This is a genomic window from Hymenobacter chitinivorans DSM 11115, assembly GCF_002797555.1.
GTDB lineage: Bacteria > Bacteroidota > Bacteroidia > Cytophagales > Hymenobacteraceae > Hymenobacter > Hymenobacter chitinivorans.
Genome location: NZ_PGFA01000001.1, coordinates 3,227,585 through 3,240,212, shown reverse-complemented (window position 1 = coordinate 3,240,212; position 12,628 = coordinate 3,227,585). Strand labels below are relative to the sequence as shown.

10 protein-coding genes are annotated in these 12,628 nt (G+C 61.2%); 6 read left to right on the top strand and 4 right to left on the bottom strand.

The annotated features are described in order from the left end of the window. The first annotated feature begins 373 nt into the window (after window positions 1-373). From CLV45_RS13670 to CLV45_RS13650, 5 genes are all read left to right on the top strand, one after another. On the top strand, window positions 374-2,431 hold the full coding sequence (locus tag CLV45_RS13670; protein ID WP_157807482.1) for a BatA domain-containing protein: 2,058 nt from the start codon (window positions 374-376) through the stop codon (window positions 2,429-2,431). Between the two features lie 80 nt (window positions 2,432-2,511). Next, window positions 2,512-3,015, top strand: a complete 504-nt coding sequence (locus CLV45_RS13665; RefSeq protein WP_157807481.1) for a DUF4199 domain-containing protein — start codon at window positions 2,512-2,514, stop codon at window positions 3,013-3,015. 33 nt (window positions 3,016-3,048) lie between these two features. Further along, the gene (locus CLV45_RS13660; RefSeq protein WP_100336901.1) at window positions 3,049-3,573 is read left to right on the top strand and encodes a DUF4199 domain-containing protein; all 525 of its coding nucleotides are present in this window, start codon (window positions 3,049-3,051) and stop codon (window positions 3,571-3,573) included. Then, window positions 3,566-4,555, top strand: coding sequence for a glycosyltransferase family 2 protein (locus CLV45_RS13655; protein WP_100336900.1), 990 nt, complete (start codon window positions 3,566-3,568; stop codon window positions 4,553-4,555). The genes CLV45_RS13660 and CLV45_RS13655 overlap by 8 nt, the downstream gene beginning before the upstream one ends. 13 nt (window positions 4,556-4,568) lie before the next feature. After that, window positions 4,569-5,702, top strand: coding sequence for a glycosyltransferase (locus tag CLV45_RS13650; protein WP_100336899.1), 1,134 nt, complete (start codon window positions 4,569-4,571; stop codon window positions 5,700-5,702). Between the two features lie 228 nt (window positions 5,703-5,930). Here the strand turns inward: CLV45_RS13650 and CLV45_RS13645 are convergent, their stop codons facing one another. Continuing rightward, window positions 5,931-7,028 carry a glycosyltransferase family 9 protein gene (locus tag CLV45_RS13645; RefSeq protein WP_100336898.1) on the bottom strand — a complete coding sequence of 366 codons (1,098 nt, stop codon included), beginning with the start codon at window positions 7,026-7,028 and terminating at the stop codon, window positions 5,931-5,933. Window positions 7,029-7,199: 171 nt separating this feature from the next. Between CLV45_RS13645 and CLV45_RS13640 the strand changes: the two genes are divergently transcribed. Next, window positions 7,200-7,775: a helix-turn-helix domain-containing protein gene (locus CLV45_RS13640; protein ID WP_100336897.1), complete on the top strand. Its 576-nt coding sequence runs from the start codon at window positions 7,200-7,202 to the stop codon at window positions 7,773-7,775. Between the two features lie 74 nt (window positions 7,776-7,849). Here CLV45_RS13640 and CLV45_RS13635 read toward each other — a convergent pair whose 3' ends face one another. The 3 genes from CLV45_RS13635 to CLV45_RS25550 all read right to left on the bottom strand — a co-directional run bounded on the left by CLV45_RS13635 (window position 7,850) and on the right by CLV45_RS25550 (window position 12,511). Next, window positions 7,850-9,574, bottom strand: coding sequence for a T9SS type A sorting domain-containing protein (locus CLV45_RS13635; RefSeq protein WP_157807480.1), 1,725 nt, complete (start codon window positions 9,572-9,574; stop codon window positions 7,850-7,852). Between the two features lie 337 nt (window positions 9,575-9,911). Next, window positions 9,912-11,657 carry a T9SS type A sorting domain-containing protein gene (locus tag CLV45_RS13630; RefSeq protein WP_100336895.1) on the bottom strand — a complete coding sequence of 582 codons (1,746 nt, stop codon included), beginning with the start codon at window positions 11,655-11,657 and terminating at the stop codon, window positions 9,912-9,914. Window positions 11,658-11,779: 122 nt separating this feature from the next. Continuing rightward, window positions 11,780-12,511: a response regulator transcription factor gene (locus CLV45_RS25550; RefSeq protein ID WP_317045109.1), complete on the bottom strand. Its 732-nt coding sequence runs from the start codon at window positions 12,509-12,511 to the stop codon at window positions 11,780-11,782. Between the last annotated feature and the right edge of the window lie 117 nt (window positions 12,512-12,628).

The window sequence follows — 12,628 nt, the reverse complement described above, 5'->3', positions numbered from 1 at the left end:
GTACTACCTTCACCGGTGGGAGAGTCGGTCGCCGCCAACCTTTTTTGCCAACACCCCCTCGCGACTTCGGGCTGCGAGGGGGTGTTTTGCGTTTCTCCCCCCCCGCCCCGGCCGCGGGGCTCCGGGTGCCCACTACCGGCCCCGCCGGGGTGGCAGCGCTTCGGTCCGGGAGCAGGCCGGGGAATGCCGCTGACCCAAACGGTACTCCGACCCAGCTGATTCGTCGTTTTTTGCTGAGTGACACTCAGCTTTCTGCATGGTTGGCACTGCAATTATCTTACGTGTTGACACCCTTATTGAGGAAATTCGTGCATGCAATGAATAAGTGTGGTGTCTTTGAGTGTTACATTCACAGACTTGTTCTAAGCATCTGATGGCATTAACGTATCCGTGGTTTTTACTGGGGCTTTTGGCAATAGCCATTCCAATCGTAATTCACTTCTTCGAGCTGCGCAGGCCCCAGCGCATCCTGTTCACCAACGTTGGCTTTATCCGAGAAATAAAACTGGTGACGGCTCGACAGCGGAAGCTGAAGCATTTGTTAATTCTATTGGCCCGCGTTGGGGTTGTGGTATTTCTGGTTCTACTTTTTTGCCAACCCTTTATACCAGCCCCTGAGCAGCAACAGCAGGCTGGAGGGGTGATAGCAGCCATTGTGGATACATCACCGAGTATGGCGGTGGAAAGTGAAAACGGTCAGCAGTTGTTGGATCAGGCTATTGAGCAGGCTGAAGAGTTGCCGACAGTGTATCCTGCCTCGGCACGGTATCTGTTGCCCACGGCTACTAATTCTTTGCTGCCGGCTGGCGCTTTTCAAACTGTACTCCAACAGGTAAGCATATCGGGGCAGGCAAGGAGTGTCGCAAGCTTACTCGACAGGGCGCAGCGTACACCGGATGTGCGGCAGACATTTGTCTTTTCCGATTTTCAAAAGAACACGTTCAATCTACGGGCAGTTGGTGCGGATACTCTGAGTCAAGTTTATTTGGTGCCATTGCGGGGAAAGCAAACTGCCAACGTATATGTGGACAGTGTGCTGCTGGATGATGCCTTTGTGCGCGCCGGCTCGGACATAGGTTTGCGGGTGCGGCTGCGAAATGGCGGTACCCAAGCGGTAACGGATTGTCAGGTGAAAGTCTTTGTAGGCAATCGGCAGGTAGCGGCCTTGCGCACTACCGTAAATGCACACGAGAGCAGTACAATTGCGGTAAGGGTGCAATTGCAGAATTCGGCGCTGGCGCAGTGCCGAGTTGAGGTAGAGGATGTGCCGGTGACCTTTGACAACACGTACTATTTTACGCTCCAAGCGGCGGCGCAGATTGGTATTCTCAGAGTGGCACCTCCCAAGGCCACGGCAGTGGACCGGGTGTACCGTAATGAGTCAATGTTTGCGTTGGCCAGTAACTCGCAGAACATAGATTATAGTCGGCTGAACGCGGCTAACCTGATTGTGGTAGAAGAGGTGGCGCAGATTAGCCCTGCCCTGCGGGAAAACATGGTGCGGGCAGTAAACCAGGGAGCTACGCTGGTAGTTGTACCGCCCGCGGCCGGCCCTGACGCGCAGACGACCTATAATCAGCTGTTTCGCACCTTAGGTATCGGGACCGTGCAATGGCAGGCTGCTGCTGGTACCACTCCAGTACTGCAGGATGTTGCCACTCCGGCCTTGCAGAATCCGTTTTTTCAGGATGTATTCAGCGCCTCCAATCAGCGGGCGGTTATGCCGAAGGCCGCGCCAGTGCTTCGTTGGTCCCGGTCGGGAACGGACGTGCTGAAAATGCGCAACGGGGACGGATATCTGGCCGGCTTTCCGAGCGGTAAGGGGAAAGTATATCTATTTGCCGCGCCCTTCAGCCCGGCGTATTCAACTTTCACTCAGCACGCCCTGTTTGTGCCCGTAATGTACCGATTGGCAATGCTCAGCTACCGGTCGGAGCAGCGGTTGGCGTATCGGCTTAATCAGGGCACGGTGGCCTTGGCCATACCGGTGCAGGGCGCTGACCAGCGTGACGAGCCGGTGGTAAGCTTGCGCAAGGACAGTCTGACGGTAATTCCGGCCCAGCGCTGGGAAGCGGGCCGGCTGCGCCTGACGCTACCGGCTACCGTGCAGGAGCCGGGCTTTTACCAGGTCGTGTACAACAATAAGATCCTGACGACGCTGGCCCTAAACTTGGACAAAGCCGAGTCGGAGCTGACGTACTACTCGGCCGCGGAGCTGCGGCAGCTGATTGGACCTAAACGGCCGAATATCCAGGTGTATGAGCCTGGAACCGACCGGTCGGTGGCCGCGCACTACAAGGCCCAGCGGGTGGGTACGCCCCTGTGGCGCTACTGCCTGCTGCTGGCCCTGGGCTGCTTGCTGGCCGAAGTACTGCTGTTGCGGTTTATGGGCCGCCGCCAACCACAACCAGCCGCGGCAGTGGCCGCGTAGGCGCATAGTTTGGGCAAAGTCCTCTATCTTGCTGCCTCACTTGTTTTCTGGCTGTGTCCTCCGAAGTTTCCCCTAATACTGTGGTTTTGCGTACGGCCCTGCGTTTTGGCGTGGGCGCCGGGGTGCTCTGTACCGCCTGGATAGCCGGGCTGCTGCTGCTCGGCAACGACCCTTTCGGCCCGAAGCGGCTGATGGTCATTTTTGTGCCTCCGCTGGCCGTTATTGCCAGTCAGTGGTTTCTGAAGCGGTACTTTCAGCCCGAGGGTCCGGGCCTGAAGCGCGCTATTGGCACGGGCGTGCTGACGGCCGTAATAGCGGCCTCTCTTTCCGGCTTGGGCGTGTACGGACTAGCGCAGGTGGCCGGCCCCGAACAGGTGGAGAAAAGCAAGGCCGCCATGCTCAAGATTGCCGAAGGCTCCCGGGCGGATTTTCTGCGGCAACCCGGTGGCAAAGAGCAGTACGAACGGACGATTCAGGGCCTCAGGGCGGTAAACGCGCAAGGATTGGCGGCGGATGATTTCATGAAAAAGCTGCTATTTGGGTTGCTGCTGAGCTTCCCCGGTGGCATTTTTCTGCGGCGTTAGTTTCTCATTGTTTCACCATATACTGCTTGTACCATGGAAAACCAGTCTACTCCTGCTTCTAGCACTGCCGTTGGGGTGCGCTACGGTTTGCTGACCGGCCTGATTTCGGTAATTATTTCTTTTGCGCTGAACGTGGCCGGCCTGGAGAATAGCCCCGCCAAATGGCTCACCTTGCTGATTCTGATTGGCGCCATTGTGCTAGCCCACCGGGCGTACAAGCAGCAGAATGGCGGCTTTATGTCCTACGGGCAGGGCCTCGGGATTGGAACCACGCTGTCGGCCGTGTCAGGCGTGCTGAGCGCCATTTTTACGTATGTTTATGTGACGATAATCGATACCAATTTCATTGCCCGCCTCATGGATAAAACCCGCGCGGACATGGAAGCCAAAGGGTCGATGTCGGATGAGCAGATCGACCAGGCCATGGCCATGACCGGTAAGTTCATGAACGGGCCCATGATGATGGTTTCCGTCCTGATTGGTGCGGTGATGATGGGCCTGCTGGCCAGTTTGATTATCTCGGCCATTACTAAAAACAACCGTCCCGAGTTTGAGTAAGCGTTTGTCGTCCCATTTCCCGGTTGAGCTCTCCATCGTCATTCCTTTGCTCAACGAAGCCGAGTCCTTGCCGGAGCTCACGCGCTGGATTAACCGGGTGCTAACCCAGCACGGGCTAACCTATGAGGTGATTCTCATTGACGACGGCTCGACGGATGCTTCCTGGGACGTTATTGAGGAATTAGCCCAAACTGATACCCACCTGCGCGGCATCCGCTTCAACCGCAACTACGGTAAGTCGGCGGCCCTGAACACGGGCTTCCGCGAAACAACCGGCCGGGTGGTGTGCACCATGGATGCCGACCTGCAGGACTCGCCCGAGGAACTGCCCGAGCTCTACCGCATGATTGTGGAGGAGCGCTACGACCTGGTGAGCGGCTGGAAAAAGAAGCGGTTTGATCCGCTGAGCAAAACCATTCCGACCAAGCTCTTCAACGGGGCCACGCGCTGGATTTCGGGCATCAGGCTGCACGACTTCAACTGCGGCCTGAAAGCCTACGACCAGCGCGTGGTCAAGGGCATTGAGGTGTACGGGGAGATGCACCGCTACATTCCGGTGATTGCCAAGTGGAACGGCTTCGGGCGCATCGGCGAGAAGGCCGTGCAGCACCAGGAGCGCAAGTACGGCGTGACCAAGTTCGGGCTGGAGCGCTTCGTGTATGGCTTCCTGGATTTGATGTCCATCACCTTCGTGAGCCGGTTTCGGCGGCGGCCCATGCACTTTTTCGGTACCCTGGGCTCGGTGTCGTTTCTGGTGGGCATGCTCATTACGCTCTGGCTGGTGATTGAGAAGGTATATCTGGCCTACCACAACCTGCGGGCCCGGGACGTGACCGACCAGCCGCTTTTTTTCCTGGCGCTGGTGGCCGTTATTTTGGGTATGCAGCTCTTCCTGGCCGGTTTCCTGGCCGAAATGGTGCAGCTCAACGGCCCGCGGCGCAACGACTACCTGATTCGGGACCGAATAAACTTACCTGACTAAAGTCTGTACGCCTGTGGCACGCGTCGTCATTATTGGGCCGGCTTATCCGTTGCGCGGGGGCTTGGCAACCTACAACGAGCGGCTGGCCCGGGCCTTCCGCGAGGCCGGCGACGAGGTGCGCATCGTGACCTTCAGCCTGCAGTACCCCGACTTTCTGTTTCCGGGTCAAACTCAGTTTAGCACCGAAGCGGGCCCCGCGGATCTGGATATTGAGGTCAGCATCAATTCGGTAAACCCCCTGTCGTGGTGGAAGGTAGGGGAGAAGCTGCGGCGCGAAAAACCCGACTTGGTGGTTTTTCGTTTCTGGCTGCCGTTTATGGGCCCGGCCCTGGGCTACATTGCCCGCCGCATCCGGCGCAACCGCCACACCCGCGTCGTGGCCATTACCGACAACGTCATTCCGCACGAGAAGCGCCCCGGCGACCGGCCCCTGACGCGCTACTTCCTCTCGGCCTGCCATGGCTTCGTGACGATGTCGCGCTCGGTGCTGGCCGATTTGCGCCGCCTGCACTTCAAACAGCCGGCCCAGTACCAGCCCCACCCGCTCTACGACAACTTTGGGGCCCTGAAAGCCAAACCCGCCGCCCTGCAAGCCCTGGGCCTGGACCCCAAGTTTGGCTACCTGCTGTTCTTCGGCTTTATCCGGGCTTATAAGGGACTGGATATTCTGTTGGAAGCCTTTGCTGACCCGCGCCTGCGCCAGCTGCCCGTCAAGCTCATTGTGGCCGGCGAGTACTACGAGGACGCCGCGCCCTACGAAGCCCTGATCAAGCAGTACGAGCTGGAAAGCCGCCTGGTGCGGGCCACCGACTTCATCCCCAACGAGAAAGTAGCCGACTACTTCTGCGCCGCCGATATGGTGGTACAGCCCTACAAAAATGCCACCCAGAGCGGCGTCTCGCAGATTGCCTACCACTTCGAGCGGCCCATGCTGGTAACGGACGTGGGCGGCCTGGCCGAGCTGATTCCCGATGGGGAAGTGGGCTACGTGGTGAGGCCCATGCCCAAAGCCATTGCCGACGCCCTAGTCGACTTCTACGAGCACCAGCGCGAGTCGGAGCTGGCGGCGGGCGTCTGGGCCAAGAAGAAGGAGTTTTCGTGGAGCGAAATGGTAGCGGCGCTAAAGGCCGTGGCGGTTAGGAATTGAGGGCTTCGCCTACCTCTAATCTATTCTCCGTTTCCTTGCCTGTCATCCTGCGTGGAGCAGAGCGGAATGAAGGCCCTTGCTCAGCTCAGTGACAAGGCTGATTAAACGCAACAAAGCCCTTTACCACCTGCGCGGTAAAGGACTTTGTTGCGTGGATAGAACCCACAGTGGGACAAGTGAGGAAGGTCCTTCGGCTGCGCCTCAGGATGACAGACGACCGAATAATCTCTACACCGGTACGCTGGCTTGTACGGCCTCGAACACCTTTTCTGCCGGCAGCTCTTCCATGCAGCTGGTACCTAGCTTGCAGGTGCCGCGGTAGAAGCACACGCAGGGCCGCTCGGGCTGCACGAGCTGGCCGCGGCCGTAGAGGTCGAATTCGTAAGGGTTGAAGATGTTGTTCATCAGCACCGTGGGCTTTTGCAGGGCAATGCTGATGTGCATGGCCATCGTCACCTGGGTCACGATGCCGTCCATTTGGTACATCAGGTTGATGAACTGCTCCAGCGGAAAGGTACCTAGGTAGGTGGCACCGGTGGCGGCCCGCAGCCGCTGGTTGCGCTCATCCTCGGCCGTGCCGCCCAGCAGCACCGGGGCGTAGCCGGCCTGCTGCAGCTGCCCAATCAGGGTCAGCCACTTCTCGTCGCTCCACAGGCGGGTGGTCCACCTATCGCCGCAGCCGGTATTGAGGCCAATGCGGGGCTTGCCGGTGGGTAGGGCGCGCCAGTCGTAGCCCTTGTCCTGGTGGGTGTCGAAAACGTACTCCTCGTGCTGAAACTCGAAGCCGCAGAGCTCGAAGATTTCCTGGACGTAGGGCTTCTGATTAAGCTGGCTGAGCTCGTCGAACACGCCGGTCAGGAACTTGTGGTTGGCCAGCTCATTGCTGGGCCAGGCCACGCCATACTGCGGGTGCAGGGTGTAGCCAAACTTCTGGGTGGCCCGAATCGAGTCGTGCAGGGCGCAGGCTTCCTTATCCTTATCCAGGTTCAGCAGCAAATCAAACTCCCGGGCTTGCAAGTGCAGCACGCTGGCCAGCTCCAGCTTCAGGATTTCATCAATGGCCCCACTGGGCAGGATAGCGGGCGTGAGCGTGAGCCAGGTGATTTTGCAGCCGGGGTATTCGCGGCGCAGGCGGCGCAGCAGGGGGGTAGTCCGGATAACGTCGCCGATGGCCCCGAGCTTGATAATGAGGATGCGCTGCTGCACGGGGGCGTACTCGGGGCAGCCGGCGCACTGGTAACCGTGCTCCTTGTTGGGGCGGCACGGGATGTCGCCGCGGAAATGGCGGCAGTCGGGATGAACGGTGATGCCGTTGAGAGAGGCCATACGGGAAAGAAGTATCCGGCAAAGGTAGCCGAAGGCGGGAAGTGACGCACTGCCAGCTTAGAAAAAGGCCCGGGTCACTGCTTGCTTGCAAAGTTGTGACGTTATAGCTTGTGACGTTTCATAACGTCACAAGCTATAACGTCACAACTTTCTCTCCTTATCCTTTCCGTGATGCCCAGGAAGTTCTCCCGCCATCGGGGCCCCCGTGCCTACCAGAATATTCAGCAGTTGGTGCGGGCCCACTTTGGCCTCAGCCAGCCCGACGTGGCGCGGCTGCTACACCTGACCCGCGCCACCGTGGCAATGGACGAACGAGGGGAAAGGAGTATGCCAACGGCCGCCTGGTTCCGCTTTCACCACTTAACCCAGGTCCTGCCCGTGCCCGATGGCCCCGCCCCCGTACCCGCGCCGGCCCCGCTGCGCCTGTCGGAACAGGAGCAGGATACACTGCGGCTGCGGCTCAAGGATATCGAGCGGGAGGAATACCCGCTGCGCCAGAAGCTTACCCGTTGCCAAACCCAGCTGGCCCAGGCCCGGCTCCGCCTGCAAGCCCTGCCCGCGCTGCACCTGGCTTATCCCGACGAGCGGGGGCAGCAGTGGCTGGCCGACTTTGCCGCCGAGGCTCACGAAGTTCTGGACCGCAATTCCGGTACGCCGGCCATACTGGCGTTGCGCCTGCGGGTGCTGGCTTTCGAAGCCGCCGAAATAGTCCCGCTGCTGGCCGAAGCGGCTCCGCCCACCAAATAAAAATCCAGCAAAAAGCCCCGGCTTCCGCAGCGGGAAGTCCGGGGCTGGTAACTGAACGGGTGGTTTCCCCGACTTTACTCGACCACGAGTCGCCCTGTGGCGGTACCGTAGCGCACCACATAGAGGCCGGGTAGCAGGTTGGTTACATCCAGGGTAGCGGCGGTAGCGCGGGCCGGCACGGTCTGGCGGCGCACTTCCCGGCCCAGGCCATCAAGCAGCAGCAGGGGCTGGGCACTGGCGGTGGCAGGCAGCCCCAGCTGGGTGAGGCCATGGGCCGGATTAGGCGCCAAGCTCACTGCTGCCGGCCGGGTGGCACGCGCAGTGCCCAGCGTCAGGCCCGAGAGCTGAGCCACGTAGGGCAGCGGGTTGGCCGGGGCCGGGAAGGTGAAGGGGCCAATGGTAAGCGCGCCGTAAAACTGGCCGGCAACAATAACTGTGGTACCGGCGGCATTCACGGCTACGTCACTGGGCTCTTCACTGGCGGTGCTGCCGGTGCGCACGGCGTTGGTCCAGGTACCACTGCTGCTCAAGCGGGCCACGAAGATGTCGGTGCGGCTGTCCGTACTCCCCGTGGCGGGCGTGGCATTGGTGAGCGTGATGGGGCCGAAGCTGGCCGTAGGACCCCGAAAACTCCCGGTCAGGTAGGCATTGCCCCCGGCATCGAGGCTCAGGCCCGCGCTGCGGTCATCCTCGATACCCCCGGCGCCCACGGCCTGGGTCCAGGTGCCGGCGCTGCTGAGCCGGGCCACGAAGACGTCACTGCTGTTGCCGCGAGTATTGGTGTTGGCCACGCTGAGGGAGCCGAAGTCGGTGGTGGTACCCAGGAAGAAACCCGAGACAAGGGTATTGCCGCTGGCATCGACGGCCACTTCCGTCGGGATAGGAGAGCCCATTGTGTTGGCCGTGGCCTGGTTCCAAGTGCCGCTGCTGCCTAAGCGGGCCACAAACGCCGTCGTGACGGTGCCCTGGGGAATGACGTTGGCCACGGTGGCCGCCCCGAAGGCCAGGCTGGGGCTCCGGAAGTAGCCGACGGCACTCACTACCCCATCAGGCCCGACCGCCAGCGCGTTCAGAACATCATCATCAGTGCCCCCGACCCCGACGACCTGAGTCCAGGTGCCGGCGCTATTGAGGCGGGCAATGAAAAAGTCGGCGCTGCTCACGTACTGGCTGGCGGGGCTGGCGTTGCTGAGCACAGTGGTGCCAATGGTAGTGGTGGACCCGAAAAAGTTGCCCCCGACAACTGCCGTACCGGTCGCATCCAGGGCCAGGGTAGTAGCAGCTTCGTCGCGGATGCCGCCGGCCCGCACGGCCTGGGTCCAGGTGCCGGCGCTGCTCAGCCGGGCCACGAAGATGTCGGAGGAGGTACTCGCCCCGGCATTGGTGAGCGTGGTAGAGCCGAAGCTGATGCTGGGGCCCCTGAAGCTACCAGCCACCACGGCGTTGCCGGCATTGTCCAGGGTCAGGGCGTCGAGGTAAATTGTTGCTCCGCTGCCGCCGGCCCGCACGGCCTGGGTCCAGGTGCCGGCGCTATTGAGGCGGGCCACGAAGCCGTCGGCTCCGCCGGTGCTGGTTAGCGTGAAGGCGCCCAGCGTGATGGTGCCGTAAAAGCTGCCCGCCACCACCGTATTGCCCGCCCCATCCAGGGCCGTGGCGGTAATGGTCATCGTGCCGCCAGAGTTAGCGGCCGTGGTAGGAGCCGTGGCCCACGGCCAGGTTTGACCCTGAGCCGCAGTGGGCAGGGCCGCCGACAAGAGCGCAATAAGCGCGGCGTGCAGACAAGGGGTAATAATTCGCATATAAGGAAGATGTAAGAGAAATGAATACGGCTGCAATCCTACGGAAAAACACGGTAAAAACCCTCTCTAACTCGGCTGGTAGCCGCCCGCCGTAGCGCCGCATTCGTAAGCGCCCGGCCGCTTTAGGGGTGGGCCGGCCAGCTCCTGACCCAGGTTGGGGCGGTGAGTTCCCCGTTTGAGCCGGAATAAACAGCCGGTAGGCACTTTCTGCTGCCCGGGGTAAGCTGGTGCGAACAGCAAAAAGCCGGAGCCTGCCCTATTCGGCAGACCCCGGCTTGAAACTATTTTTGGAGGAAGCTGCGTGTCCGGCCAAAGCCGTACGTGCTTCGACCCGTATTTACTCTACCACCAACTGAGCGCGCTGGGCGCCTACTTCGAGCAGATACAGGCCCGGTGCTAAGCCCGCCGTAGACACGCTGCCTTCCAGGCGACCGGTTGGTACCGTGCTGGTCCGCACAGCCCGGCCCAGGGCGTCGCGCAGGGTCACGGGCAGGGCAGCGGTAGAAACCGCGGGCAGACGTAGGGTAGCCAGAGTGCCCGCAGCAGCCGGATTGGGGAAGAGAGCCAGCGGCGCTACTCCGGCTTTCTGGCGCAGAGCTGACACGACGCCGGCATTGGCGAGCTTCACAACGATGGCGTCGCCGTAAGCGGCGCTAACCAGGGTGGAGGTGCCAAACACGGCCGTGCCTGTCAGGGAACCAGCGGCCAGCAGATTACCGCTGGCATCCACCGTGGCATCGTTTAGGGAGTAGTCGGCATTGCCGGCGGTGTTGGTAGCGGTAGGAGCCAGCTGGGCGTACTGCCACTGGCCGGCCGCGCTAAACCGGGCTACGTAGGTGCGGGTAGTAGTAGTGGTGGTCAGTACCTGCGAGCCGAAGGTATAGCTGGTCTGGGTGCGTAGCTGGCCGGTAACCACCGCATTACCCTGGCCATCAACAGCCAGCCCGCGGGGCGTGCCGGGCGAGTCGCTGGGGGAAGCTCCAATGCTGCCACCCACGCCCCACTGACCGGCCGCGGAGAGACGCACTACAAACTGGTTGGTGTTGGCAATGGTATTGCTGCCCAACTGCAGGCCATTGGCCGAGCTGCGAGCCACCAGCCACAGATTGCCGCTGGGGTCGTACTTCATGTCGCTGGTCGTGTAATACAATGAATTGGAGCTGTTGGTGGGCACCGTGGCCCACTGCCACTGGTTGGCCGCACTGAGCTGAGCTACCACCGCAGTTCCGCCTGAAGTAGAGGCTGGCGCGCTGATAGTGGTGGTGCCCAAGCTGAGTTGGGCATCCCGCAGCCGGAAGGCCACGGCTACCTGCCCCTGCGGGCCTACGGCAGCATCATAGAAATTCAGGTCCGGAGCGGTAGTACCCAGGTTGGTGGGTACTGCCGCCACGGCGCTTAGCCATTGGCCAGCGGTGCTGAGGCGGGCTACAAACATTCCGCCCAGGGGCGCACTCGGTAGCGTGGTGCTGCCAAAGGCTAGGGCACTCCCCTGATAAATGCCCGTTACGACAATATTGCCCGCTGCCGCGTCCCAGCTGACGGACTGCATCGACAGGCGGCTGGTTGCGCTGGCAAAGGCGGTGAGGGGTGCCACCGCTATCCACTGCGGCTGACCCGTGGTTGTGAGACGGGTTACGAATACTTTATAGCCCGAAGTGGAAGCCTGCGTCAGGGTCCCGACGGTGATGGGGCTGTTATCATCCTGGGTAACTCCGCCGGCGTACACGTCGCCAGCGGGAGTTGCGGCTAATCTGGAAAACGTCAAGCCTTCGCCGGTGCTATTGACCCGGACGGCCCACGCCCACTGCTGGGAGGGGGAAAGCTTGGCCACGAATCCGTCGCCAAAGCCAGTGGTACTGCTCAGGCTGGTGCTGCCGAAAGCCCGGGTGGCCGGTACCCCGCTGCCGGCGCCATTCTGTAACACGCCGATTACGTAGCCGTTGCCGGCCGCGTCAGAAGCAATAGCCGTAGCCCGGGCCCCGGTATCGTTGGTCGGGGCGGGGTTTACGGTTTGAGCGCCATTGGTCCAGGTAGGCGTTTGGGCGTGAGCCGCCGATAAGCCCAGCGTAAGCGCTAAGCCCAAAGAATGGTAAATGTGTCGCACAGGCAAGTGGAAAATGTGAGATTGAACGGAACCTCAAAATTCTCCCGGTACCGGCCCAGCTACAATACCTACAAGTAGGTATTTTATGCACTTTACCGGTCTTACACCAAGTCGAAAGCCCGGGCGTACTGTCCTAGCTCGAAGGCGCTGAAGGCTCCCAGCTTCTGCCGCAGGTTGCGACGGTGGGTTTCCACGGTCTGGGCCGAAATGAAGAGCTGGTCGGCAATTTCGGGGGCCGAGTGACCCAGCGTGAGCAGACGCAGCACTTCCCGCTCGCGCCGGGTGAGCTGCCCGAAGCGCACGGCGTGCTGGCGCAGAAAGTTGTTTTCCTCCAGCAGCCGGCTCACCTTGTGGGTTACGTGGTGCAGCGGATCGACGGGAATGGACGTGGTAACCAGCAGCAGGGGCTGGCCGGTTTCTTCGTCGCGCAGCAGTACCCGCGTGGCGCTCAGGTGCCAGACGTAGCTGCGGCCCGGCCCGATGCGCACCTGCTGAAACACGCTGGTAACGGCCCAGGGATTGGGGTTCTGAATCATTTCGAACACCTTGGGCAGGTAGTCCTCGGCGTCGTCGGGGTTGAAGTACTCCGTCCAGTAGCCCGGGCCCAGCGCCTGAATGGCTTCCTGAGTAGTGCCCAGCTCCTGCAGCCCCCGCTGCGACATGTATTCGACCCGGTCCAGGAGCAGGTTGGCAATGATGGTCACGCCGGGGTGCAGATCGGCGTGGCGGGCTACTTCGGCAACAGCGGCCGCCATGCGCTGCTCCTGGGGGTGGGTGGGAAGCTGCTGGCGCGTCGGCGGCACCAGCAAAGGAGCAGAGTAAGAGTCGGTCATGCAATAGGATGGGAGGTGGGGTGTCAGATAGCCCGAAAGGCCCCGAAATATACTCTTGCCTCCTGCATTCGTGCAACGGTCCATAACTGGCTCCTGGCTGAATAAAGCCCACGAAAA

Excerpts from the sequence above, each read along its gene's own strand:
- CLV45_RS13640 (WP_100336897.1), top strand. The coding sequence starts at position 7,200 with ATGCCCAGGAAGTTCTCCCGCCATCGGGGCCCCCGTGCCTACCAGAAT.
- CLV45_RS13660 (WP_100336901.1), top strand. The coding sequence starts at position 3,049 with ATGGAAAACCAGTCTACTCCTGCTTCTAGCACTGCCGTTGGGGTGCGC.
- CLV45_RS13635 (WP_157807480.1), bottom strand. The coding sequence starts at position 9,574 with ATGCGAATTATTACCCCTTGTCTGCACGCCGCGCTTATTGCGCTCTTG.
- CLV45_RS13645 (WP_100336898.1), bottom strand. The coding sequence starts at position 7,028 with ATGGCCTCTCTCAACGGCATCACCGTTCATCCCGACTGCCGCCATTTC.
- CLV45_RS13670 (WP_157807482.1), top strand. The coding sequence starts at position 374 with ATGGCATTAACGTATCCGTGGTTTTTACTGGGGCTTTTGGCAATAGCC.
- CLV45_RS25550 (WP_317045109.1), bottom strand. The coding sequence starts at position 12,511 with ATGACCGACTCTTACTCTGCTCCTTTGCTGGTGCCGCCGACGCGCCAG.